This is a genomic window from Streptomyces sp. GSL17-111 (assembly GCF_037911585.1).
Taxonomy (GTDB): Bacteria; Actinomycetota; Actinomycetes; order Streptomycetales; family Streptomycetaceae; genus Streptomyces.
Window position 1 is genome coordinate 445,470 of record NZ_JBAJNS010000001.1, and the last position, 23,648, is coordinate 469,117.

The 23,648-nt window shown below is 74.3% G+C and carries 22 protein-coding genes; 11 read left to right on the forward strand and 11 right to left on the reverse strand.

The features are described from left to right. The first annotated feature begins 30 nt into the window (after positions 1 to 30). Positions 31 to 591, forward strand: coding sequence for an isopentenyl-diphosphate Delta-isomerase (gene idi / locus V6D49_RS02100; RefSeq protein WP_340556559.1), 561 nt, complete (start codon positions 31 to 33; stop codon positions 589 to 591). A gap of 48 nt (positions 592 to 639) precedes the next feature. Here idi and V6D49_RS02105 read toward each other — a convergent pair whose 3' ends face one another. Continuing rightward, on the reverse strand, positions 640 to 1,110 hold the full coding sequence (locus tag V6D49_RS02105) for an ATP-binding protein (RefSeq protein ID WP_340556561.1): 471 nt from the start codon (positions 1,108 to 1,110) through the stop codon (positions 640 to 642). Between the two features lie 345 nt (positions 1,111 to 1,455). On the opposite strand from V6D49_RS02105, the gene V6D49_RS02110 reads away from it, so the two are divergent. The 3 genes from V6D49_RS02110 to V6D49_RS02120 all read left to right on the forward strand — a co-directional run bounded on the left by V6D49_RS02110 (position 1,456) and on the right by V6D49_RS02120 (position 5,652). Further along, the gene (locus V6D49_RS02110) at positions 1,456 to 2,280 is read left to right on the forward strand and encodes an enoyl-CoA hydratase/isomerase family protein (RefSeq protein ID WP_340556563.1); all 825 of its coding nucleotides are present in this window, start codon (positions 1,456 to 1,458) and stop codon (positions 2,278 to 2,280) included. A 32-nt stretch (positions 2,281 to 2,312) separates the two neighbouring features. Beyond that, positions 2,313 to 3,176, forward strand: a complete 864-nt coding sequence (locus V6D49_RS02115; RefSeq protein ID WP_340556564.1) for an SCO6745 family protein — start codon at positions 2,313 to 2,315, stop codon at positions 3,174 to 3,176. 61 nt (positions 3,177 to 3,237) lie between these two features. Next, positions 3,238 to 5,652: a Tex family protein gene (locus V6D49_RS02120; RefSeq protein WP_340556566.1), complete on the forward strand. Its 2,415-nt coding sequence runs from the start codon at positions 3,238 to 3,240 to the stop codon at positions 5,650 to 5,652. Positions 5,653 to 5,706: 54 nt separating this feature from the next. Here the strand turns inward: V6D49_RS02120 and V6D49_RS02125 are convergent, their stop codons facing one another. Then, the gene (locus V6D49_RS02125) at positions 5,707 to 6,378 is read right to left on the reverse strand and encodes a nitroreductase family protein (protein WP_340556568.1); all 672 of its coding nucleotides are present in this window, start codon (positions 6,376 to 6,378) and stop codon (positions 5,707 to 5,709) included. 352 nt (positions 6,379 to 6,730) lie between these two features. On the opposite strand from V6D49_RS02125, the gene V6D49_RS02130 reads away from it, so the two are divergent. The 3 genes from V6D49_RS02130 to V6D49_RS02140 all read left to right on the forward strand — a co-directional run bounded on the left by V6D49_RS02130 (position 6,731) and on the right by V6D49_RS02140 (position 10,413). Next, entirely contained in the window at positions 6,731 to 8,377 is a 1,647-nt protein-coding gene (locus V6D49_RS02130) for an ABC-F family ATP-binding cassette domain-containing protein (RefSeq protein ID WP_340556569.1), read from the forward strand. A gap of 108 nt (positions 8,378 to 8,485) precedes the next feature. Then, the gene (sph, locus tag V6D49_RS02135) at positions 8,486 to 9,496 is read left to right on the forward strand and encodes a sphingomyelin phosphodiesterase (protein ID WP_340556571.1); all 1,011 of its coding nucleotides are present in this window, start codon (positions 8,486 to 8,488) and stop codon (positions 9,494 to 9,496) included. 143 nt (positions 9,497 to 9,639) lie between these two features. Continuing rightward, a complete protein-coding gene (locus tag V6D49_RS02140; RefSeq protein WP_340556572.1) occupies positions 9,640 to 10,413 on the forward strand; it encodes a MerR family transcriptional regulator in 774 nt (257 codons plus the stop codon). Here V6D49_RS02140 and V6D49_RS02145 read toward each other — a convergent pair. The 4 genes from V6D49_RS02145 to V6D49_RS02160 form a co-directional block, all read right to left on the reverse strand. Next, positions 10,403 to 12,586 (reverse strand): 3-hydroxyacyl-CoA dehydrogenase NAD-binding domain-containing protein, encoded by a 2,184-nt coding sequence (locus tag V6D49_RS02145; RefSeq protein WP_340556574.1) that lies wholly within the window; start codon positions 12,584 to 12,586, stop codon positions 10,403 to 10,405. The genes V6D49_RS02140 and V6D49_RS02145 overlap by 11 nt on opposite strands. A gap of 50 nt (positions 12,587 to 12,636) precedes the next feature. Further along, positions 12,637 to 13,851 (reverse strand): acetyl-CoA C-acetyltransferase, encoded by a 1,215-nt coding sequence (locus tag V6D49_RS02150; RefSeq protein ID WP_340556576.1) that lies wholly within the window; start codon positions 13,849 to 13,851, stop codon positions 12,637 to 12,639. Beyond that, positions 13,848 to 15,050, reverse strand: coding sequence for a CaiB/BaiF CoA transferase family protein (locus tag V6D49_RS02155; RefSeq protein WP_340556578.1), 1,203 nt, complete (start codon positions 15,048 to 15,050; stop codon positions 13,848 to 13,850). The genes V6D49_RS02150 and V6D49_RS02155 overlap by 4 nt, the downstream gene beginning before the upstream one ends. 138 nt (positions 15,051 to 15,188) lie before the next feature. Continuing rightward, a complete protein-coding gene (locus tag V6D49_RS02160; protein ID WP_340556579.1) occupies positions 15,189 to 15,584 on the reverse strand; it encodes an MmcQ/YjbR family DNA-binding protein in 396 nt (131 codons plus the stop codon). A 112-nt stretch (positions 15,585 to 15,696) separates the two neighbouring features. Between V6D49_RS02160 and V6D49_RS02165 the strand changes: the two genes are divergently transcribed. Continuing rightward, on the forward strand, positions 15,697 to 16,887 hold the full coding sequence (locus V6D49_RS02165) for a saccharopine dehydrogenase family protein (RefSeq protein WP_340556580.1): 1,191 nt from the start codon (positions 15,697 to 15,699) through the stop codon (positions 16,885 to 16,887). 34 nt (positions 16,888 to 16,921) lie between these two features. On the opposite strand, the gene V6D49_RS02170 is transcribed toward V6D49_RS02165, so the two are convergent. From V6D49_RS02170 to V6D49_RS02180, 3 genes are all read right to left on the reverse strand, one after another. Continuing rightward, complete coding sequence (locus V6D49_RS02170; RefSeq protein WP_340556581.1) at positions 16,922 to 17,629, reverse strand: endonuclease V; 708 nt, start codon at positions 17,627 to 17,629, stop codon at positions 16,922 to 16,924. Next, positions 17,626 to 18,273, reverse strand: a complete 648-nt coding sequence (locus V6D49_RS02175; protein WP_340556582.1) for a DUF1707 SHOCT-like domain-containing protein — start codon at positions 18,271 to 18,273, stop codon at positions 17,626 to 17,628. Before V6D49_RS02175 ends, V6D49_RS02170 begins: the two co-directional genes overlap by 4 nt. A 100-nt stretch (positions 18,274 to 18,373) precedes the next feature. Beyond that, on the reverse strand, positions 18,374 to 18,682 hold the full coding sequence (locus tag V6D49_RS02180; RefSeq protein WP_340556584.1) for a hypothetical protein: 309 nt from the start codon (positions 18,680 to 18,682) through the stop codon (positions 18,374 to 18,376). A 231-nt stretch (positions 18,683 to 18,913) separates the two neighbouring features. Between V6D49_RS02180 and V6D49_RS02185 the strand changes: the two genes are divergently transcribed. From V6D49_RS02185 to V6D49_RS02195, 3 genes are read left to right on the forward strand one after another with little or no spacing between them, the layout of a single operon-like run. Then, complete coding sequence (locus V6D49_RS02185) at positions 18,914 to 19,984, forward strand: ATP-binding cassette domain-containing protein (protein WP_340563624.1); 1,071 nt, start codon at positions 18,914 to 18,916, stop codon at positions 19,982 to 19,984. Next, positions 19,981 to 20,835 carry an ABC transporter permease gene (locus V6D49_RS02190; RefSeq protein WP_340556586.1) on the forward strand — a complete coding sequence of 285 codons (855 nt, stop codon included), beginning with the start codon at positions 19,981 to 19,983 and terminating at the stop codon, positions 20,833 to 20,835. The genes V6D49_RS02185 and V6D49_RS02190 overlap by 4 nt, the downstream gene beginning before the upstream one ends. Before the next feature lie 57 nt (positions 20,836 to 20,892). Continuing rightward, positions 20,893 to 21,759, forward strand: coding sequence for an Fpg/Nei family DNA glycosylase (locus V6D49_RS02195; RefSeq protein ID WP_340556588.1), 867 nt, complete (start codon positions 20,893 to 20,895; stop codon positions 21,757 to 21,759). A gap of 60 nt (positions 21,760 to 21,819) precedes the next feature. On the opposite strand, the gene V6D49_RS02200 is transcribed toward V6D49_RS02195, so the two are convergent. Together V6D49_RS02200 and V6D49_RS02205 are read right to left on the reverse strand one after the other, a co-directional pair. Continuing rightward, positions 21,820 to 22,488, reverse strand: a complete 669-nt coding sequence (locus V6D49_RS02200) for a hypothetical protein (protein ID WP_340556590.1) — start codon at positions 22,486 to 22,488, stop codon at positions 21,820 to 21,822. Between the two features lie 132 nt (positions 22,489 to 22,620). Further along, a complete protein-coding gene (locus tag V6D49_RS02205; protein WP_340556592.1) occupies positions 22,621 to 23,523 on the reverse strand; it encodes a universal stress protein in 903 nt (300 codons plus the stop codon). Positions 23,524 to 23,648 lie beyond the last annotated feature (125 nt).

Below are 23,648 nucleotides of genomic sequence, written 5' to 3' on the forward strand. Positions count from 1 at the left end.
CGGTGGTCGCACGTCGGATAGAAAGACCACATGAGCAACGACACCGCGGCCCCCATCATGCTGGAACTCGTCGACGAACAGGGCACGACGATCGGCACGGCGGAGAAGCTCTCCGCCCACCGGGCACCGGGCCGCCTGCACCGCGCGTTCTCCGTCTTCCTCTTCGACGAGGACGGCCGGCTGCTGCTCCAGCGGCGCGCGCTGGGCAAGTACCACTCCCCCGGTGTGTGGTCCAACACCTGCTGCGGCCACCCCTACCCCGGTGAGCCGCCCTTCTCCGCCGCCGCCCGGCGGGTACGGGAGGAGCTGGGCGTGGCCCCCGCCCTGCTGGCGGAGGCGGGCACGGTGACCTACAACCATCCCGACCCGCTCTCGGGGCTGGTGGAACGGGAGTACAACCACCTCTTCGCGGGGCTCCTCCGGGCGCCTTTGGCACCGGACCCGGAGGAGGTCGCCGAGACGGCCTTCGTCACCCCGGAGGAGCTGAAGGCGCGGCACGAGCGGGACGTGTTCTCCGCGTGGTTCATGACGGTGCTGGACGCCGCGCGTCCGGGGATCCGCGCCGCCACCGGCGGCCTCGGGGGCTGGTAGGCGGGTCCCTGCGGGGCTCGCGGCCGGGGGCGGTCCCGGCGGGGGTCGTCAGGCCGCGAGGAGAGGCAGGGCGGCCCAGACGATCTTGCCTCCGGCCGCCGTCGGTTCCACGTCGCAGGTGCCCCCGGACTCGGCGACCACCGCTTTCACCAGCAGCAGCCCGCGCCCGCCGAGGTGCTCCTCGGCGGGGTCGGAGGCGAGCGCCTTCGGCCGGTAGGGGTGGCCGTCCTCGACCGCCACCCGCACCCAGCCGTCGCCGAGTGAGACCTCGACACCGAGTTGGGGGGAGAGCAGCGCCGCGTGGCGCACGGAGTTGGTCACCAGCTCCGAGACGATGAGCAGCAGCCCGTCCAGGACCTCCGGGGAGACCGGGGCCCGCTGCCGCCGGATGAGGTCCCGCACCGCGTGCCGCACCTGCGGCACCGAGGTGTCCAGCGCGGGGGCGGTGAACCGCCAGGCGCCTTCGTAGGCCTCCGCGCTGCGCGGCGGTGGCTGCAGGGCTCTCCCGCTGCTCTCCATCGTGACCGGCACCCGCCCTCGTCCGTCGTGCGTCCGTGGCCCGCCCTGCCGTCGCGCCGAGGTAGGGGGCCTCCTTACCCCTGAGTGTTGGCCCGTGCCGCCGCCCGGGAGGGACCTGCACGCAATTGGGCGTCTTCCGACGTGTGCCGACGCACCGGGATCGCACAGGACCGCACATCGACGGTTCCTGAAAGGTTTCTGCGGCTTTCCGGGCCGCATGCCCGGATTCGTACCCGAGTCCGGGCCGTCGCCTCGGAGGGGCGGTGGGCCGCGAGCGGCGGGGCGGTGCGGGCGGCGGCCGGGGCGGGTCGGGAGCGGTCGGCGACGCCCGGTTAGCATCCGGCCATGGACTCAGGTCTGGTGTGCGCACGGCAGGACGGGGTCGCGACCGTGCGCCTGCACCACCCCACCAAGCGCAACGCGATGACCGCCGCCATGTGGCGGGAGCTGCCCCCGCTGCTCGACGGGCTGGCCGCCGACCCCGCCGTGCGGGCCGTGGTGCTGACCGGCTCGGGGGACACCTTCTGCGCCGGGGCGGACATCTCCAGCCTGCGCGGGGACAGCGCCCCGCAGGGGCTCGCGCTCGCCGCCGAGGAGCGTCTGGCCGCCTTTCCCAAGCCGACGCTCGCCGTCGTGCGCGGCTTCTGCGTGGGCGGCGGCTGCCAGCTAGCCGTCGCCTGCGACCTGCGGTTCGCCGCCGAGGGGGCCCGGTTCGGCATCACCCCGGCGAAGCTCGGCATCGTCTATCCGGCGACCTCGACCAGGCGGCTGGTGGAACTCGTCGGACCGTCGGCCGCCAAGCACCTGCTGTTCTCGGCGGAGCTCATCGGCACCGACCGCGCCCTGCGCACGGGGCTGGTGGACGAGGTGCTGCCCGAGGAGGAGCTGGACGGCAGGGTGACGGACTTCACCCGGTCCCTCACCCTGCGCTCGCAGCTGACGCAGGCCGCCGCCAAGGAGTTCGCCGCCGGCCCGGCCCGGCCGGACCGCGTGCGGTACTGGAGCGGGCAGGCGGCCTCGGGCGCGGAGGCCCAGGAAGGCGTGGCCGCGTTCCTGGAGCGCCGCGCCCCGGTGTTCACCTGGACGCCGCCGAGCGGTGCGGACGCGGCGACCGAACCCGACACCGGGCCCGTCACCGAGCAGCCGGGCGGGCCGGGGCCGTCGGCCTAGTCAGATAAGCAAGCGCTCAGTAACGTGGCGGCATGACGACTCTCCACGCGCGGGCCGGTCGGCGCTGCCACAACATGATCAACCCGCTCCACTCGACCGTCTACTTCTCCCCCGACACCGGCGAGGAGCTGGCGGCCCTCGGCATCACCGACCCCCGGGCCGTCTACTTCACCACCCGCGCGGCGGCCTTCGGCGCCGTCGGCCCCGGCGTCGTCGCCGCGACGTTCTACAGCTTCGACCACGGCCTGATCGCCCGCCACCTGCCCGCCGCCTGGGACACGGCCACCCCGCAGCAGGTGCTGGACGCCCGGTTGCGGGCCGCCGACCGCACCCTGCGGCGCCTGCTGGGCGCGGAGGCCGTCGCCTCCAAGGAGGTGACGGAGGCGGCCGAGCTGGCCCTGCGGGCCACCGAGGCGTGCGAGCGGGGAGCACGTCCCCTGTACGCGGCCCACGCCGACCTGCCGGTACCCGAGGCACCGCACCTGGCCCTGTGGCACGCGGCCACCCTGCTGCGCGAGCACCGGGGCGACGGGCACCTGGCGGCGCTCATGGGCGCCGACCTCACCGGGCTGGAGGCCCAGGTGACCCACACCGCGACCGGCAAGGGCATGAGCCCCAAGTGGGCCCTGGGCACCCGGGGGTACACCCGCGAGGACTGGACCGCCGCGCAGGACCGGCTCCGGGCCCGCGGGCTGCTGGACGCCGACGGGGAGCTGACCGAGAAGGGGGTCGCGCTGCGCCGCGAGATCGAGGAGGACACCGACCGCCGCGACCGCGCGCCCTACGAGCACCTGGGGGCCGCCGGCGTCGAGCGGCTGACGGAGCTGGGCACCGTCTTCTCCGGGGCCGCGCTGGAGGCGGGCGCCTTCCCCGCCGACATGTTCGGCAAGGGCTGAGCGGCCCCGGCGCGGGCGGGGCTGCCGCCGCCTGTCGGCGCGGCCTGCCACAATGCGGGGCGTGACCGCTACGACCATCTCCATCGAAGCCAGGATCGCCGACGAACTCGGCGTCGCCGAGCGCCAGGTCCGGGCCGCCGTCGAGCTCCTCGACGGCGGTTCGACCGTGCCGTTCATCGCCCGCTACCGCAAGGAGGCCACCGGCACCCTGGACGACGCGCAGCTGCGCACCCTGGAGGAGCGGCTGCGCTACCTGCGGGAGCTGGAGGACCGGCGTGCCGCGATCCTCGAGTCGGTGCGCACGCAGGGCAAGCTGGACGCCGCCCTGGAGGCGCGGATCCGCGAGGCGGAGTCCAAGGCCCGCCTGGAGGACGTCTACCTGCCGTACAAGCCCAAGCGGCGCACGAAGGCGCAGATCGCCCGGGAGGCGGGGCTTCAGCCGCTGGCCGACGGCCTGCTGACCGACCCCTCCGTGGAACCGGCGGCGGCAGCGGCGGCGTTCGTCGACGCCGACGCGGGCGTGGCCGACACCGCCGCGGCACTGGAGGGCGCGCGGGCGATCCTCACCGAGCGCTTCTCCGAGGACGCCGACCTGATCGGTGAGCTGCGCGAGCGGATGTGGCGCGAGGGCCGGCTCGCGGCGAAGGTGCGGGACGGCAAGGAGGAGCAGGGCGCGAAGTTCGCGGACTACTTCGACTTCGCCGAGCCGTTCACGGAGCTGCCCTCGCACCGCGTGCTGGCCATGCTGCGCGGTGAGAAGGAGGAGGTCCTCGACCTCACCCTGGAGCCCGAGGCGACCGCCGAGGCGGCCTCGGAGCCGGGACCGACCGCCTACGAGCGGGCCATCGCCGCGCGTTTCGGCATCGTCCACCGGGGCCGCCCGGCGGACGACTGGCTGGCCGAGACGGTGCGGTGGGCCTGGCGCACGCGCGTGCTGGTGCACCTGGGGATCGACCTGCGCACCCGGCTGCGGCAGGCGGCCGAGGACGACGCCGTCGGTGTCTTCGCGGCCAACCTGCGGGACCTGCTGCTGGCCGCGCCCGCCGGCAGCCGGGCCACGATGGGCCTGGACCCGGGCCTGCGCACCGGCGTGAAGGTGGCGGTGGTGGACGCCACCGGCAAGGTCGCGGCGACCGACACGATCTACCCGCACGCCCCGGCGCGGAAGTGGGACGCGTCGCTGGCCACCCTGGCCGAGCTGGCCCGGACGCACGGCGTGGAGCTGATCGCCATCGGCAACGGCACGGCCTCGCGGGAGACGGACAAGCTGGCCGCCGACCTGCTGGCCCGGGAGCCGGAGCTGGGCCTGACGAAGGTCATGGTCTCCGAGGCCGGTGCCTCGGTGTACTCGGCCTCGGCCTTCGCCTCGCAGGAGCTGCCGGATCTGGACGTCTCCCTGCGCGGCGCGGTCTCCATCGCCCGCCGCCTGCAGGATCCGCTGGCGGAGCTGGTGAAGATCGACCCGAGGTCCATCGGCGTCGGCCAGTACCAGCACGACCTGTCCGAGGTGAAGCTCTCCCGCTCGCTGGACGCGGTGGTGGAGGACTGCGTGAACGGCGTCGGGGTCGACGTCAACACCGCCTCGGCGCCGCTGCTCTCGCGGGTGTCGGGCATCGGCGGCACCCTGGCGGAGAACATCGTCGCCCATCGGGACGCCAACGGTCCCTTCCGCAGCCGCACCGGGCTGAAGTCCGTGCCGCGCCTGGGGCCCAAGGCGTTCGAGCAGTGCGCGGGCTTCCTGCGCATCCGGGGCGGGGACGACCCGCTGGACGCCTCCAGCGTCCACCCGGAGGCGTACCCGGTGGTGCGCCGGATGGCGAAGACGCACGGCGGGGACGTCGCGGCCCTCGTGGGCAACTCCACGGTCCTGCGGACCCTGCGGCCCGCCGACTTCGTGGACGCGACGTTCGGTCTGCCGACCGTCACCGACATCCTGGGCGAGCTGGAGAAGCCCGGGCGCGACCCGCGTCCGGCCTTCCGCACGGCGGCGTTCAAGGAGGGCGTGGAGAAGCTCGCCGACCTGAGCCCCGGCATGGTGCTGGAGGGCGTGGTCACCAACGTGGCGGCCTTCGGCGCGTTCGTGGACGTCGGCGTCCACCAGGACGGCCTGGTGCACGTCTCGGCGATGTCGAAGTCGTTCGTGAAGGACCCGCGCGACGTGGCCAAGCCGGGTGACATCGTGAAGGTGAAGGTCCTGGAGGTGGACGAGGCCCGCAAGCGCATCTCGCTGACGCTGCGTCTCGACGACGAGCCGGGGAAGGGCTCGGGGGACGGGCGGGGTGGCCGCCGTGGCGCAGTGCCGGCCCGCCGGGAGGGCGAACGCGGCGGCCAGCGCGGCGGCGGCCCACGCGGCGAGCAGCGCGGCGGGCAGCGCGGCAGCGGCCAGCGCGGGGGTCAGCGGGGCGGCCGGCAGGGTGGCGGCGCCCCGGCCAACGACGCGATGGCCGAGGCCCTGCGCCGCGCCGGGCTGCGCTGACGCACCGCCGTCCGTGGGGCGCCGCGTCACCACACGGCGCCCCACGGGGCCTCCTCAGAGCCGGACGACGACCTCGTCCAGGCTCTTGCGCCGCAGATCCGGCACGCGCGCGTCCTCGGCCGGGTACCCCACGGGCACGACGTAGGCGGCCCGCTCCTCGGGCGGCCGCTCGCACACCTCGTTGAGGAAGCGCATCGGGCTCGGCGTGTGGGTGAGGGTGGCCAGCCCGGACTGGTGCAGGGACGCCAGCATCAGCCCGACCGCGATGCCGACGGACTCCTTGGTGTAGTAGGGGCGCGGCGTGTGCGGCCCCTTGTGCACCTCGAAGACGACGATGACGACCGGCGCGGTCTCCAGGAAGGGCTTGCGCCAGTCCGTGCCGATCGGCGCGAGCGCGGTGAGCCACTCCTGTGACGCCCGGCGCTCGTAGAACTCCCGCTCCTCGGCCTCGGCGGCCTCCCGCAGCCGCCGCTTGCGCTCGGGGTCGGTGATGACGACGAAGCGCCAGGGCTGCACGTGGGCCCCGCTGGGCGCGGTGGCCGCCGTCCGGATCGCCCAGTCCACCGTCTCGGCGGGAACGGGCCGGGAGTCGAAGTCCCGGACGGTACGGCGCTGGGCCATGATCGTGTGGAAGGCCCGGCCCCGGTCCGCCGCCTCGTGGGCGGGAACGGTCATCGGCCGGAGCGGAACCGTGGGATGAGCGGAATGCGCACTGGTATGGACCATGGGCGGCAGCACAGCACATCCACGGTCACCACGTAAATGCGTTGCGCGGTAACGGTCCCCGTCCTAACCTCGCTTTCGGCCATGTCGTCGTGGAGCCGTTGATCGGAGAGGCCGTTGCTCGTCTGAGGTCGGAAGACACCGTGTGCACCGTTCGACGTCCCGCGCCCCGGGACGTCCGCGCCGTCCGGCGCGTGCCACGGGTGCGACCTCGATGAGGCGAGCCCCGCCCCGGCCTCCCGGCCGGCCCTCCCGACGCTCCCCTCCGGCCGCCCTCCCCGCCGCCCGGTCCGCGGTGTCTTCCCGTGTTGCTCCCCCCTCTCAGCCCGTTCGAGAAGCAACCAGGAGGCGCCCTGTGTCCACCCACCCCACCCCCGGCCGCCCGTCCCTCTCCGTGACCGCCACCGGTCTCACCTTCGCCTGGCCGGACGGCTCACCCGTCTTCGACGGTCTCGATCTGGCCCTCGGCGCCGGGCGCACCGGCCTCGTGGGCTCCAACGGCAGCGGCAAGTCCACCCTGCTGAAGCTGCTGGCGGGAGAACTCACCCCGGAGGGCGGCACGTTGCGCGTCACCGGCGAGATCGGTCACCTGCCGCAGGACGTCACCCTGGCGACGGGGCTGCGGATCGACGAGGCGCTGGGCATCGCCACCCGCCGCGCGGCGCTGCACGCCATCGAGTCCGGCGACGTCCGCGAAGAGCACTTCACGACGCTCGGGGACGACTGGGACATCGAGGAGCGCGCCCGCGCGACGCTCGACTCCCTCGGCCTGACGGGCGTCGGGCTCGACCGAACGGTCGGCGAGGTCTCCGGTGGCGAGTGCGTCCTCCTGCGGCTCGCGGCTCTGCTGCTGCGCGGGCCCGACGTGCTGCTGCTCGACGAGCCGACCAACAACCTCGACCTCGCGGCCCGGCAGCGGCTGTACGCGGCGGTGGACGGCTGGCGCGGCGTGCTCGTCGTCGTCAGCCACGACCGCGAACTGCTGGAGCGCGTCGACCGGATCGCGGACCTGCACGACGGGGAGGTGCGCGTGTACGGCGGGAACTTCTCCGCCTACGAGGAGGCGCTCGCCACGGAGCAGGCCGCGGCCGAGCGCACGCTGCGCGCGGCCGAGTCCGACCTGCGCCGCCAGAAGCAGGAACTGGTCGAGGCGCACGGCAAGCTGGCCGCCCGCAACCGCTACGCCCGGAAGATGTACGCCACCAAGCGGGAGCCACGCGTCGTCATGCGGCTGCGCGCACGCAGTGCGCAGGTCTCCGCCGGCAAGCACCGCATCCTGCACGAGCAGCGGCTCGCCGACGCGCGCGAGCGGCTGGACGAGGCGGCCGAGCACGTACGCGACGAGGCGCGCATCCGGGTGGAGCTGCCCTTCACGGCCGTCCCGCACGGACGCCAGGTGCTGAGCCTGCGCGAGGTCGAACTGCGCTGCGGCGCGCGGGCGACGTTCGACGTGCACGGGCCCGAGCGGATCGCGCTGATCGGCGCCAACGGCGCCGGGAAGTCGACGCTGCTGCGCACCGTCGCCGGAGGGCTGCCGGCCCGCGCGGGGACGGTGACGACCCACGTCCCGGCCCGGATGCTGCCGCAGCGGCTGGACGTGCTCGACGAGGGGCTGAGCATCGTCGCGAACGTGGCGCGGACGGCCCCGAAGGCCGGGGACAACCGCGTCCGGGCGCAGCTGGCACGGTTCCTCTTCCGCGGCGAGCGGGCGGACCGGCTCGTGGGGACGCTCTCCGGCGGCGAGCGCTTCCGGGCGACGCTGGCGGCCCTCATGCTGGCCGAGCCCGCGCCGCAGCTCCTGCTGCTGGACGAGCCGACCAACAGCCTGGACCTCGCCTCCGTCGACCAGCTGACGGCGGCCCTGGAGGGCTACGAGGGCGCGTTGATCGTGGCCGGTCACGACGTGCCGTTCCTGCGGTCGCTGGGCATCACCCGGTGGCTGCACCTGGACGGGGAGGTGAGGGAGGCGGATCCGGAGACGCTGGAGCCGGTCCGGGGCTGAGGCCGGGAGTTGACCCGCGGTGCACTTCGCTCACTCCTGAGGGTTACTTAGGAGTAATCGCGGCTGCTTTCCTGTGCGTCAACGTGTCCCCACCCCAAGGGAGTCCCCGTGCCGAAGCGCCCCTGGCTTCGCTCCGCCCGCTCGACGGCCGTCGCCGCCGTCGCCCTCGCCGCCCTGGTGGCCGGTGCCACCCCACCGGCCACCGCCGCTCCGGCGACGGCGGCGACGGCGACGGCCACCGCGGACACCCCGCACCTGCGGGTCCTCAGCTACAACGCCTTCCTGTTCAGCAGGACCCTGTACCCCAACTGGGGCCAGGACCACCGGGCCGCCGAGATCCCCCGCACCGACTTCTTCCGGGGCAACGACGTCGTCGTCCTCCAGGAGACGTTCGACAACTCCTCCTCCGACGCCCTGCTGGCCGCCGCAGCCGAGGACTACCCGCACCGCACACCCGTGCTCGGCCGCTCGCGCGGCGGCTGGGACGCGACCGGCGGCGCGTACTCCTCCTTCACCCCGGAGGACGGGGGCGTCACCGTGCTGAGCACCTGGCCCATCGTCCGCAAGGAGCAGTACGTCTACGCGGAGGGCTGCGGCTCGGACTGGTACTCCAACAAGGGCTTCGTCTACACCGAGCTGGACGTGAACGGCACACCGGTGCACGTCGTGGGGACGCACGCCCAGTCCACCGACCCCGGCTGTGGGGCGGGCGAGGCGGCGCGGGTGCGCAGCAGCCAGTTCAAGGAGCTCGACGCCTTCCTGGACGCCCGGCGCATCCCGGCCGGTGAGCAGGTGATCGTCGCCGGGGACTTCAACGTCGACAGCCACAGCGCCGAGTACGCGACGATGCTGGCCGACGCGGACGTGGTGGACGCCGACGGTCGCTCCGGCCCCGCCCACTCCTTCGACCCGCAGCGCAACTCGATCGCCGCCGACCGCTACCCGGGCGAGGCCCGCGAACACCTGGACCACGTCCTGCACCGGGCCGGCCACGCGCGCCCCGCGGAGTGGCACAACGAGACCGTGGACGAGCGCTCGGCGCCCTGGACGGTCACGAGCTGGGGCACGTCGTACACCTACACCAACCTCTCGGACCACTACCCCGTGATCGGCCACTGACCCCACCGGGACCGGCCCCCACGGGCCGGTCCCTCCGGGAGGGGCCCGTCGCGGAGGCGTGACGGGCGCAACAGGGTGCCCGGGCGGTCGCGGTGGGGGCGGATGGCTTCACAGCGTTGGTGAGACAGCAATACTGTTGCACCATGACGAGCATGACCGTCGACGAACTGGCCGCCCGTGCGGGCGTCACCGTGCGCACGATCCGCTTCTACAGCACGCGCGGTCTGCTGCCCCCGCCCGACATCGGACCCCGCCGCGTCGGCCGGTACGGGCCCGACCACGTCTCGCGGCTGGCCCTCATCGAGGAGCTGCAGAGCCAGGGCATGACGCTGGCCGCCATCGAGCGCTACGTGCAGCGGCTGCCGGAGGGCCTGAGCGCCGACGAGCTGGCCATCCACCGGGCGCTGGTGGCCTCCTGGATGCCGGACACCGCCGACGAGGTCACCCGCGAGCAGCTGGAGCGCCGCTGCGGCCGGGCGCTGCGGGAGGCCGACGTCGAACGGCTCACCGCGATGAACATCCTGGAGCGCACGGACGACCCGGAGGTGTTCCTCGTCGACCCCGGGCTGCTCCACCTCGGTGTGCGGCTGCTGGACGTGCCCTTCTCGCTGGAGTCGATCCTCGCCGCCCGCGAGGTCGTCGTCGGGCACGCCCGTGAGGTGGCCCGGGAGCTGAGCCGGCTCTTCCGGGACGAGGTGTGGGAGCCCTACCGGGCCGCCGGGCCCGCCCCGGACGACGTCGAGCGCATGAAGTCGCTCTCGGCCCACATGCAGCCCGTCGTCGTACAGGCCCTGCTGACCGCGTTCCAACGCTCGCTGAAGGCCGAGTTGCGGGACGCGTTCCCGAAGGAGCGCGTCCCGCGGCTGGGGCCGGACGCGGCCGGGGCGGAGCGCCCCGACGACGGCGTCAGTCGCTGAACCGCTCGCCCTTCTCCGCCTTCTCCAGCAGCAGCGCGGGCGGGGCGAAGCGGTCGCCGTAGCGCTCCTGGAGCTCGCGGGCCCGGGCCACGAAGCCGGACGGGCCGCCCTCGTAGCCGTTGATGTACTGGAGGGCGCCGCCCGTCCACGGCGGGAAGCCGATGCCCATGATGGAGCCGATGTTGGCGTCCGCGACGGTGGTGAGGATGCCCTCCTCCAGGCAACGCACGGTGTCGAGGGCCTCGGAGAAGAGCATGCGCTCCTTCAGGTCCCGCAGCGACACCTCGGGCCGTTCGCCCTCCGGCCTGCCGAAGTGCTCACGCAGCCCGGGCCACAGCCGGGTGCGCCTGCCGTCCTCGTAGTCGTAGAACCCGGCGCCGCCGCCGCGGCCGGGGCGGCCGAACTCGTCGACCATCCGGTCGATCACGGCCTCGGCCGGGTGCCCGGGCCAGTCGATCCCCTCGGCCTCCAACGCGGCGCGGGTCTCGTTGCGGATCTTGCGCGGCAGGGTGAGCGTCAACTCGTCCATGAGGGACAGCACCTTCGCCGGGTATCCGGCCTGTCCGGCCGCCTGCTCGACGGAGGCGGGCTCGATGCCCTCGCCGACCATCGCGACGCCCTCGTTGAGGAACTGCCCGATGACGCGGGAGGTGAAGAAGCCGCGCGCGTCGTTGACGACGATGGGCGTCTTGTTGATCTGACGCACCAGGTCGAAGGCGCGGGCCAGGGCCTCGTCGCCGGTCTTCCGCCCGCGCACGATCTCCACGAGCGGCATCTTGTCGACGGGCGAGAAGAAGTGCAGGCCGATGAAGTCGCTCTCCCGCTCGACCCCTTCGGCGAGCCCGGTGATCGGCAGCGTGGAGGTGTTGGAGCACAGCAGCGCGTCGGGCTCGACGAGGTGCTGGATCTCCTGGAACACCTGGTGCTTCAGCTCGGTGGACTCGAAGACGGCCTCGATGACGGCGTCGCAGCCCGCGACGTCGGCCGGGTCGGCGGTGGGGGTGATGCGGGCGAGCAGCGCGTCCCGCTTCTCCTGGGTGGTCCTCCCCCGCGAAAGCGCCTTGTCGACCAGGGCGACGGAGTAGGCCTTGCCCTTCTCGGCGGCCTCCGGGGACACGTCCTTGAGCACGACCTCGATGCCGGCCTTGGCGCAGGAGTAGGCGATGCCCGCCCCCATCATGCCCGCGCCCAGCACCGCGACCTTGGAGACCCGGCGCTCGGGGACGCCGTCCGGGCGGCTGGCGCCGGCGTTGACCGCCTGGAGGTCGAAGAAGAACGCCTGGATCATGTTCTTCGCGATCGGCCCGGTGGCCAGTTCGGTGAAGTACCGGCCCTCGATGACCTCGGCGTTGGCGAAGTCGACCTGGCTGCCCTCGACGGCGGCGGCCAGGATGTTGCGCTGGGCGGGGTAGGGGGCGCCGCCGGTCTGCTTGCGCAGGTTGGCGGGGAAGGCCGGGAGGTTGGCCGCGAACTTGGGGTGCGCGGGGGTGCCGCCGGGGATCTTGTAGCCGGGGGCGTCCCAGGGCTGGTGCGACTCGGGGTGGGCGTCGATGTAGGCCCGCGCCTGGGCGAGCATGTCCTCCTCACTGGTGGCGAGGGCGTGGACCAGGCCCTTCTCCAGCGCGGCGGCCGGGACGTGCTGCTGCCCCTGCAGCAGCACGTTGAGCAGCGCGTCGGCGATGCCGAGCAGCCGCACGGTGCGCACGACGCCGCCCCCGCCGGGCAGCAGGCCCAAGGTGGCCTCGGGCAGGCCGATGCGGCTGCCCTTCGCGTCCAGGGCGACGCGGTGGTGGCAGGCCAGGGCGATCTCGTAACCGCCGCCGAGCGCGGCCCCGTTGATGGCGGCGACGACCGGCTTGCCGAGCGTCTCGATGCGCCGCAGGTCGCGCTTGATCCGCATGCTCTTGTCGTGGACGTCCTGGGCGTTCTCGGGCGTCGCCCGGATGAGCAGGCGCAGATCGCCCCCCGCGAAGAACGTCTTCTTGGCCGAGGTGACGATGACGCCGCGCACGGTGTCGCGTTCGGCTTCGAGGCGGTCGGCGACGTCGGTCAGCGACGCGGTGAAGGCCGCGTTCATGGTGTTGGCCGACTGGTCGGGATCGTCGAGGGTGAGGGTGACGATGTCGTCGGCGTCGCGGTCCCAGCGGATCGTGGCGGGCGTGGGCTCGGGCATGGCGGTCGGTCTCCAGGGAGGTGTCGGGTGCGGGCGGGGGCGTCCGGTGCTCAGAGGCGTTCGACGACGGTGGCGATGCCCATGCCGCCGCCGACGCACAGGGTGGCCAGCCCGTACCGCTGGTCGCGCCGCTCCAGTTCGTCGATCAGGGTGCCGAGGATCATGGCGCCGGTGGCGCCGAGGGGGTGGCCCAGCGCGATGGCGCCGCCGTTGACGTTGACCCGGTCCAGGCTCAGGCCCATGTCGCGCACGAAGCGCAGGACGACGGCGGCGAAGGCCTCGTTGATCTCGACGAGGTCGATGTCGTCGATCGTCAGCCCGGCCTTGGCGAGCGCCTTGCGGGAGGCGGGTGCGGGGCCGGTCAGCATGATCGTCGGGTCCGCGCCGGAGACGGCGGCGGACAGGACGCGGGCCCGGGGGGTGAGGCCGTAGCGGCGGCCGGTCTCCTCGTTGCCGATGGCGACGAGCGCGGCGCCGTCGACGATGCCGGAGGAGTTGCCCGCGTGGTGCACGTGGTCGATCTTCTCGACCCAGTGGTACTTCTGCAGCGCGACCGCGTCGAACCCGCCCAGGTCGCCGATCGTCTCGAAGGACGGCTTGAGCGTGGCCAGGGAGTCGGCGGTGGTGCCGGGGCGCAGGTGCTCGTCGTGGTCGAGGATCGTGAGGCCGGCGCGGTCCCGGACGGGCACGACCGAGCGGGCGAACCGCCCGGCCTTCCACGCCTCGACGGCGCGCTCCTGGGACAGGGCCGCGTACTCGTCCACGTCCCGGCGGGAGAAGCCCTCGACGGTGGCGATGAGGTCGGCGCCGATGCCCTGCGGCACGAAGCCGGTCTCGAAGCTGGTCATCGGGTCCATGGCCCAGGCGCCGCCGTCGCTGCCGATGGGCAGCCGCGACATGGACTCCACGCCACCGGCGAGCACCAGGTCCTCCCAGCCGGAACGCACCTTGGCGGCGGCGAGGTTCACCGCTTCGAGGCCCGAGGCGCAGAAGCGGTTCTCCTGCACCCCGGCCACGGTGTCGGGCAGCCCGGCGGCGATGGCGGCGATCTTGGCGATGTCGGAGCCCTGGTCGCCGTGCGGGCTGACGACGCCGAGGACGACGTCGTCGATGGCGGCCGGGTCCAGGTCGGGGAAGCGGGCCCGGATCTCGTGGATGAGGCCGACGACCAGGTCGATGGGCTTGGTGGCGTGCAGGGCGCCGTTTGCCTTTCCGCGCCCTCGCGGGGTGCGGACGGCGTCGTAGACGAACGCTTCGGTGCTCACGGTGCGGCCTTTCGGTACGCGGAAGGGTTGCGGGGTTCGTTGGGTTCGCTGCGGTCCCGCGACTGGGGCCTGCCGCCGAACACGTGCGGCGGCAGGCCCCAGTCGCGGGCCACGGACTCGGTGTCCGCGCCTGGCAGGGCGGGAGCCGCGCGCACCGCGCCGGGCGTGGCGGAGAAGCGGGGGGCGGGCGCCGGCTGGGTGAGACCGGCGTGCTCCACGAACGTCCCCCGGGCGGCGAGGTGGGGGTGCTCCGGCGCCTCCCGGAGGGAGAGGACGGGGGCCACGCAGGCGTCCGAGTCGGCGAAGACCTCCGTCCACTCCTTACGGGTCCGGCTGCGGAACCGGTCGGCGACGGCCGTGCGCAGGGCGTCCCAGCCGGCCGGGTCCGAACGGTCGGCCGTCTCCTCGTCCAGCCCCAGCAGCCGGGTGAACTCGGCGTAGAACCGCTCCTCCAGCGCGCCGACGGCCATGTGGCCGCCGTCGGCCGTCTCGTAGACGCCGTAGAACGGGCTGGCGCCGTCCAGCAGGTTGCTCCCCCGGGCGTCCTGCCAGGCGCCGGCGGCGAGCATGCCGTGGAGCATGGCCGTCAGATGGCTGGTGCCGTCCACGATCGCGGCGTCCACGACCTGCCCGGCGCCGTGCGTCCGCGCGTGGTGCAGGGCGGCCAGGACGCCGACGACGAGGTAGAGGGAGCCGCCCGCGTAGTCGCCGAGCAGGTTCGCCGGGAAGTGGGGCGGGCCGTCCGCGGGGCCGGTGAGGCCGAGCGCGCCGGTGAGGGCGATGTAGCCGATGTCGTGGCCCGCCCGGGGGGCCAGGGGCCCGTCCTGGCCCCAGCCGGTCATCCGCCCGTAGACGAGGGCCGGGTTACGCTCCAGGCACGGGCCGGGGCCGACGCCGAGCCGCTCGGCGACGCCCGGACGGTAGCCCTCGACCAGGACGTCGGCGCGGGCCACGAGCTCCAGCACGGCCTCCCGGCCCGCCTCGGACTTGAGGTCGAGCAACACGGAACGCTTGTTGCGGCCGGTGACGTCCAGGTGCGGCTCGATGCCGAGGCCGGGGCCGCCGGGCCGGTCCACGCGCACGACGTCCGCGCCGAGATCGCCGAGCAGCATCGTGGCGAACGGGCCCGGTCCGATCCCGGCCAGCTCCACCACGCGTACCCCGGACAGCGGTCCGGTCCCGCTCCTCGCCGCCTGCATCAGGCCCCCAGCCGTATGACACAACTGATGTAACACCGAAGATGCTAAGAACGTGTTCCTGTTTCCACAAGCCCTTCGGGGCACGGGATTACCGGCGGGTACACCCGCGACACCGCACCGCTCGCACGGCGCGAGGCGTCAGCCGCCCGACCGTGCGGCGTCCAGCTCGGCGACCAGCCGCCGGGGGGCGACCGTCCGGTAGCTCTCCTCGACCCACTCCCGCAACAGCTCCGCCCCCGGCGCGCCCTCGGGGGCCAGCGGCACGCCGACCCAGCCCGAGCGCCCCAGCCCGTACCCGGCGGGGGCCGCGTCCGGGCAGCTCAGCGCGTGCGCGTGGACCTCGGCGTCCGCCAGCTTCACCGTGATCCCCGGGGACGGGCCGCCGTCACCGCCGCCGAGGAAGACGAAGACCTTCCGGTTCACCTTCACCACGCTCTCGCCCCACGGGAACTCCTCCACCGCGCCGGGCAGAGTGAGGGCGAACTCACGTACCGCTTCCCACACCGCCGTTGGATCACCGGATGCCTTGGCCATACGGTCACGGTAGGCGCGGCCACCGACAGCCGCCCGCCGTCCGCTCACCGGGACGACGCCGGTGGAACCCGAGCGGACCCGACCGGACCCCGACCCGGCGAAGGAGCCCCTGTTGCCCGCCAGCCACGACCTCGTCCTCTTCGGTGCGACCGGCTTCACCGGCCGGCTCACCGCCCGCTACCTGGCGCAGCACGCCCCCGAGGGCGCCCGGTGGGCGCTCGCCGGACGCAACCGGGCCAAGCTGGCCGCCGTCCGCGAGGAGCTGACGGCGTCCTTCCCGCACTGCGCCGACCTGCCCCTGCTGGAGGCCGACGCCGCCGACCCGGCCGCGCTGCGCGCCCTGGCGGCCGACACGAAGGTCGTCATCACCACCGTCGGCCCCTACCTGCGGCACGGGGAACCCCTGGTCGCCGCGTGTGCCGAGACGGGCACGGACTACGTGGACCTCAGCGGCGAGCCCGAGTTCGTCGACCGCATGTACGTCCGCCACGACGCGACGGCCCGGCGCACCGGGGCGCGCCTCGTCCACGCCTGCGGCTTCGACTCCGTCCCGCACGACCTGGGCGTCCTGTTCACCGTCGGGCTGCTCCCCGAGGGCGTCCCGCTGTCCGTGGACGGCTACGTGTGGAGCAACGCGACGTTCTCCGGCGGCACGTTCGCCTCGGCGCTGGGGGCCTTCTCCCGGGGGCCGCAGATGCTTCAGGCGGCGCGGGAGCGCCGCCGGGCCGAGCCACGGCCCGCCGGGCGCCGCGTCTCGCTGCCGCTGGGCACCGTGCGGCGCCAGGGCCTGCTGGAGACCTGGGCGGTGCCCCTGCCGACGATCGACACGCAGATCGTGGGCCGCTCGGCCGCCGCCCTGGAGCGGTACGGACCGCACTTCACCTACCGCCACGCCGCGACGACGCGTTCGCTGCCGCTGGCCCTCGGCGGCATCGCCGGAGTGGCCGGGCTCGTCGGCCTGGCCCAGATCCCGCCGGCCCGGCGCTGGCTGTCGTCCCGGCTGGCGCCCGGTGAGGGCCCCGACGAGGCCCGCCGCGCCCGCAGCCGCTTCACCGTGCGGTTCCTCGGCGAGGGGGGCGGCCGGCGCGTGGCGACCGAGGTGTCCGGCGGTGACCCCGGCTACGACGAGACGGCGAAGATGCTCGCCGAGTCCGCGCTCTCGCTGGCCTTCGACGACCTGCCGACAACGTCCGGCCAGGTCACGACGGCTCAGGCGATGGGATCGGCCCTGACCGCGCGGCTGCGGAAGGCCGGGCTGGAGTTCCGGGTGACGCACACGGGCAGGCCGGAGGCCGGGGTCTGACGCCGGGGGGCCGGGCCGGGCGGGCGCGCGCCGGTCAGGCCCCCGCCGCCGGACGGGCGAGCGCCGTCCGGCACAGCCGGTCGGCCCGCCGCGTCGTCTCCGGCTGCCGGTAGTCACGGGCGAGGTGGAGGACGTGCGCGCAGGCGGCGTCCAGCGTCACCCGGTGGCCGACGGAGACGTACACGGGCTTGACGCCGGCCCGCGTCCGCAGGGCCGCCCCGACCACCTCACCCGTCGCGGGGTCCTCAAGGGCGGCCCGTGCGCCGCGCTCCGCGCCGAGCGGGCCGTGCGCGAACCCGAACGGGTTCTTCGCGACACCGGCCGACGGCAGCCCCGTCAGCACGCCCAGGTGGCTGGCGAGCCCGAACCGGCGGGGGTGGGCGAGCCCGTAGCCGTCGCAGACGACGAGGTCGGGGACGTTCCGCAGCCGGTCGAGGGCCGCGAGCGCGGCGGGCAACTCCCGGAACGCGAGCAGGCCGGGGACGTAGGGGAAGGGCACCGGACCCGCCGCCGTAGCCTCCTCGACGACCTCCAGCGTGCCGCCGTCCAGGACCACGACGGCGGCCGCGACCGCGTCGCGCGCGTCGTCGTACGCGACGTCGACACCGGCGATCAGCGTGCCCGGCCGCCCCGGGGGCGGCGCCTCGTCGGCCACCACGACCCGGCCGCGCAGCGCGCCCTGGACGGCGACCGCCTCCTCGGCGGTCGCCGGGGTCGTGTGCCGCGCGGCGTAGCCGGTCACGTGCCGTGCGGGGCACCGCCGGGCAGGCCCTTGCGCTCCCCGCCGGGACGCTGCAGCGGCTTGCGTTCCACGGACACCCCACCCCAGAAGGCCAGGCCCGTGACCTTGACCCGGACGGCGCCGGGGGCTCCCCCGCCCGTCGCGGAGTGGTCGAAGCCGCCCATGATGCCGACGCCCCCGACGGTGACCTCCGCGTCGGGCGGGACGACGATGTGCACCCCGCCCATGACGGCGGTGGCGCGGATGACGATCTCGCGGTCCTCGAAGCGGGCCTCGCGCAGGTCGATCTCCCCGCCGCCCCAGACCGCGACGGCGGTGAACGTGCGCGGCGCCACCCAGTGGCCCTTGCGGACGAACGCTCCCATCAGGGCGAAGCCGCCCCGCGAACTGGCCGTGCCGCCGAACCGGCCGGTCCAGCCGTCCGCCTCGCGCGGGGCCGGGGACGCCGCGCGGCGGTCGGCCTGCGGCAGGTCCGCCACGAGCGGCACGAGTTCGCCCCGCGTACGGGCGTGGTACACGGCGTCGAGGCGTTCGCCGAACTCGTCGGTGTCGAGCCGCCCCTCGGCGAGGGCGTCCCGCAGCACGTCGGCGATCTCGTCCCGTTCCGCATCCGAAGCCCGCACGTCGGGCAGTTCTCCGTCCATGGCCCGCAGCCTACGCACCGGACCCCGCCGGGCGCAGCGCCACCCGTCCCACCACCCGGGCACCCACCGGGTGTTACCGCAGTTACTGCGGTGACCGCGCCTACCGCAGCAGGACGGCGAGGACGGCGACGGCCAGGCCGCCGCCGAGGACCGCGGTGGCCACGCGGGTGCGGCCCAGGCGGCTGAGCACGATGGCCGTACCGGAGAGGATCAGCGCGACGCCGTAGAGCCCGAGCGTCAGGAGCGAGGGCTCGGCGGCGAAGCGGACGACCATGGTGACGGCCACGGCGAGCATCACGACGGCGGCGGCGACCCCGCGCACGAGGCGGGCCTGTCGGGGGGTCAGACGGCCGGTGGGGCGCCCCGGGCCTGCGGAGGTGGTCACGTCGTTCTCGCCGAGTGCGGTCATGCACAGGAGCGTAATGCTTTGCCCAACGCCTCCGCTCACCCGTCCGGAGGCGTGCCGCGTCCTTCGGGACCGGGGCGTTGTCAGTGGCGACCGGCAGGATGAGCGACGGCCCTCACCCCGGCTTCGGCCCGACGGTCGGCGGCCGCGCGGAGCAGCACGCCGCCGACCGATGAGAAACGGCCGTGGCAACCGTCGGAACCTCCGGCAACGTTTTACGGAAGCGAGCGGATGATGACAGCACTTGACCGAACGGGGCGCACCACGCGGCGTGCGGGCCCGGGCGGAGGCCCGGCCATCGAGACCTCCGGCCTGGTGAAGAACTTCGGGGAGACCCGCGCGGTGGACGGCATCGACCTCACCGTCCCGGCGGGCACGGTCTACGGCGTCCTCGGGCCCAACGGCGCGGGGAAGACGACGACGGTGCGGATGCTCGCCACCCTGCTCAAGCCCGACGGCGGCGAGGCCCGCGTCTTCGGGCACGACGTCCTGCACGAGGCCGACACCGTGCGCGGCCTGGTGAGCCTGACCGGACAGTACGCGTCGGTCGACGAGGATCTGACCGGCACGGAGAACCTCGTGCTGCTCGGGCGGCTGTTGGGGCACGGCAAGCGCGCCGCCCGGGAGCGCGCGGGCCAGTTGCTGGAGGCGTTCGGGCTGAGCGAGGCCGCCGGTCGGCAGGTGAAGAACTACTCGGGCGGCATGCGCCGACGCATCGACATCGCCGCCAGCATCCTCAACACGCCCGACCTGCTGTTCCTGGACGAGCCCACGACCGGCCTCGATCCCCGCAGCCGCAACCAGGTGTGGGAGATCGTGCGGGCCGTCGTCGCCCAGGGGACGACGGTGCTGCTGACGACGCAGTACCTCGACGAGGCGGACCAGCTGGCCTCCCGCATCGCCGTGATCGACAAGGGCACGGTCATCGCCGAGGGCACCAAGGGCGAGCTGAAGGCCTCCGTGGGCGGCGGCACCGTCCACCTGCGGCTGCGCGCCGCCGAGCAGCGGGAGAAGGCGGCCCACGTGCTGTCGGGCGTGCTCGGCGTCCAGGCCGCGCTCGACCCGGACCCGCTGGCGCTCACCGCCCGGGTGGGGGACGGCGGGCAGGGCGCGGCCGAGCAGGCGGGCCGGGCGCTGGCGGAGCTGGCGCAGCACGGCATCGTCGTCGACAACTTCTCGCTCGGGCAGCCGAGCCTGGACGAGGTGTTCCTCGCCCTCACCGACCGCCCAGCCGCCCCGCGCGAGAGCACGGCGGGCCAGAACGGCCAGAACGGCCGGAAGAACCAGAAGGAGGCCGTGGCATGAGCGCCCCCGCACCCACCGCGACGCAGGACGCGGAGCTGGCCCCGGTCACCGCCGAGAGCCTCTCCGCGCTCCTCATCAGCACCGAGCGGCCCCCGCGCCCGAGCGGCTGGGCGACGTCCATGGCCTTCGGACGGCGGGCCGTGCTGAAGATCAAGCACGTCCCGGAGCAGCTGTTCGACGTCACGGCGTTCCCGATCATGATGGTGCTGATGTACACGTACCTCTTCGGAGGCGCGCTGGCCGGGTCGCCCACGGAGTACCTGCAGGGGCTGCTGCCGGGCATCCTGGTGATGAGCATCGTGATGATCACGATGTACACGGGTGTCGCGGTCAACATCGACATCGACAAGGGCGTGTTCGACCGGTTCCGCACCCTGCCGATCTGGCGCCCCTCCCCCATGGTCGGCTACCTCCTGGGCGACATGCTCCGGTACGCCATAGGGTCGGCGGTCATGCTCACCGTCGGGCTGATCATGGGCTTCCGACCCGAGGGCGGCGTCACCGGCGTGCTGGCCGGTGTCGCCCTGCTGATCGTCTTCTCGTTCTGCTTCTCCTGGGTGTGGACGATGTTCGGCCTGCTGCTGCGCACCGAGAAGTCGGTCATGGGCGTCAGCATGATGGTGCTCTTCCCGCTGACCTTCCTCAGCAACATCTTCGTCGACCCGGCGACGATGCCCGGGTGGCTGCAGGCGTTCGTGCACAACAGCCCGGTGACCCACCTGACGTCCGCCGTGCGCGGGCTGATGGCGGGCGACTGGCCCGCCGACGAGATCGCCTGGTCCCTCGGGTGGGCCGGGGTCATCTGCGCCGTCTTCGGGACGGTGACCATGCGCCTCTACAACCGGAAGTAGGCGCGTCGTCCCCCCGCGCGAGGTGCCGGGGCGGCAGGGCTGCGCGACACTGGGCGCATGCCCGAACTGCCCGAGGTGGCGGCGCTCCGCGACGTCCTGGCCGACCGCCTCACCGGTCGGACCGTGGCCACGGTCCGACCGGTGGCGGTCAGCGTCCTGAAGACGTTCGACCCGCCGGTCACCGCGCTGGAGGGGGCGACGTTCACCGCCGTCGCCCGGCACGGCAAGTTCCTCGACCTCGTCGCCGGGGAGCTGCACCTCGTCGTCCACCTGGCCCGGGCGGGCTGGCTGCGCTGGCACGAGACCGTGCCGCGGACACCGCCACGGCCGGGCCGGGGTCCGCTGGCGCTGCGGCTGCAGCTCGCGGGTGCCGACCGGTCCGGTTTCGACCTGACGGAGGCCGGAACCCGCAAGCGGCTCGCGGTGTACGTCGTCCGCGACCCGGCCGACGTCCCCGGCGTCGCGCGGCTCGGGCCGGACCCGCTCGCCCCCGGCTTCACCCTGGCGGCGTTCCGGGAGCTCCTGGCGGGCCGGCGGCACCGGATCAAGGGCGTCCTGCGCGACCAGAGCGTCATCGCGGGCATCGGCAACGCCTACTCGGACGAGATCCTGCACGCGGCCCGCATGTCCCCCTACCGGCTCGCCGCCGACCTCTCCGAGGGCGAGACCGCGACGCTGTACGAGGCGATGGGCGCCACGCTGCGGGACGCCGTCGAGCGGGCCCGGGGGCTGGCGGCCGGAGAGCTGAAGGCGGAGAAGAAGCTCGGCCTGCGCGTCCACGGGCGCACCGGCGAGCCGTGCCCGGTGTGCGGCGAGCCGGTCCGGGAGGTGTCGTTCGCCGACTCCTCCCTCCAGTACTGCCCGCGCTGCCAGACCGGCGGCCGGGTGCTGGCCGACCGCCGCATGTCGCGGCTGCTCAAGTAGGCGCGCGGGGAAGATCCCCCGGAGCCTGACCGCCTCCGGGGGATCGGGCGCGGACGGCCGTTACGACCGGCCGCGTGCGGACCGCCGCTTCCAGTACACCGCGCCACCGGCACTGGCCAGCAGCAGGGCGCTGCCGCCGAGGAGGGCGGCGGTGTCGGTGCCCTCCAAGGCGCCTCCCACACCCGTGCGGACGGGTCCGCTCGGGTGGGTCGGCTGCGCCGGGTGGTGCGTGGGCTGGCCGTGGTGCGTCGGTTGCCCGTGGTGCGTCGGTTGCGGCGAACCGGTCGGCCGTGGCGAGTGCGTCGGCCCCTCCGCCTCGCGGTCGACCTCGAAGCTCGCGGCCCACGGCTCACCGCCCGGACAGGTGCCGTCCACGCCCCACGTCGAGACGCGCCCGACGGGGTTCGGTCCCCGCTCCGAGAAGAAGTCGGGACCGGCGACCTTCGCCCTTCCACGGTAGACGGGCCCGCCCTCCCGGTCGCCGGACTCCCGTCCGTCGACGCGGCGCAGCGTGACCGTTCCCCTGGCCAGCGCCTGCGAACTCGCCTTGATGCCGCCTGGAATGCTCCCGTCGGTGGGACCGCAGCTGACGGAGAGGGTGAGGGTGCCGCCCGGCGCGCTACGCCGGGGTGTGACCTCGGCGTCGGCGGCGTACGCGGGGGCGGCTGTCGCGGCTATGAGGCAGGCCGTGCCCGCCAGCGTCGCGGGCACCAGGCGCAAGGGGCGCATCGGGGGTACTCCAGGGTTCCCGGGCGGGGCCGCGGCGGACCGTTCCGCACACACGTTGACCACGCACCGTCACGCATGACGCTAGATCCGTGACCAGGGGCGCGCACCTCGCGCACATCCATCCGGGGCCGCTCAGCGGTCCCCCGGTGGCACCACGGCGATCGGGCAGTGGGCGTGCAGCAGGACGGCGTTCGACACCGAGCCGACGAACATCCCCGCGTGCCGCAGCCGGTGACGATGCCGTCCGACGACGACGAGGTCGGCCGCGTCGGAGGTGTCGACCAGCCGTCCGGCCGCGTCGCCGGGCGCCACGACCCAGTCGATGTCGACCTCCGAGGCGCGGCCCCGCGTGGCGTGCTCCAGCCGCTCCCGCTGGGCCTGCCCCGTCTCCCGGGCGATCTCCGGCCCCTCGGGGTCGGTCAGGTCCATCTGGGGAGCGCCGAGCAGGGTGAGCGTGGAGAACGGCACCGGGTAGGTCGTGACGACCTGGAGCTGCGCGCCGCGCAGCAGCGCCTCCCGGAAGGCGAAGTCCACCACCGCGTCGACCGTCTCCTGCGGCTCCAGGCCGAGGACGACGCGTCCGACGGGCTCGGCCACCGCCCCGCGACCGCGCTCGTGGTGCGGCACGACCACGACGGGGCAGGCCGCGTGCGCCGCGCAGGCCCGCCCGTTGGACCCCAGCAGCAGGCTGGCGAACCCTCCCCGGCCCCGTGAGCCGAGCACCAGCAGCCGACCCTGCCCGCCCAGCTCCGGCAGGGCGGCGGACGGGGTGCCGCTGAGCGTGGTGAAGCGGGTCTCCGGCATCCCCTCCCGGCCCGCGAGGCGCTCGCGGACGCCGTCGAGCACCGGGTCCTCGACGGCGGGGGGCGCGGTGGGGGGCGGCTCGGGCGCGCCGTGGATGTTGGGCGGCCAGGGCCACACGTGTGCCACCAGCAGCTCGGCGCCGTGCAGCCGGGCCGCCTGCACGGCCCAGTCCAGGGCCCGCAGACTCGGCTCGGACCCGTCGACGGCCGCGATGACCGGCAATCCGCCCATGGCACCCGGCTCCCTTCTGCCCGCTCCCTCACCGCCACACCGTCTCCAGGGTCCACCCGTCCGGCGGTCGCGTCGAGCCCCGCATGGGCCGCCCGGGTGAGCGCGGGCCGTCCGCGCGGGGTACC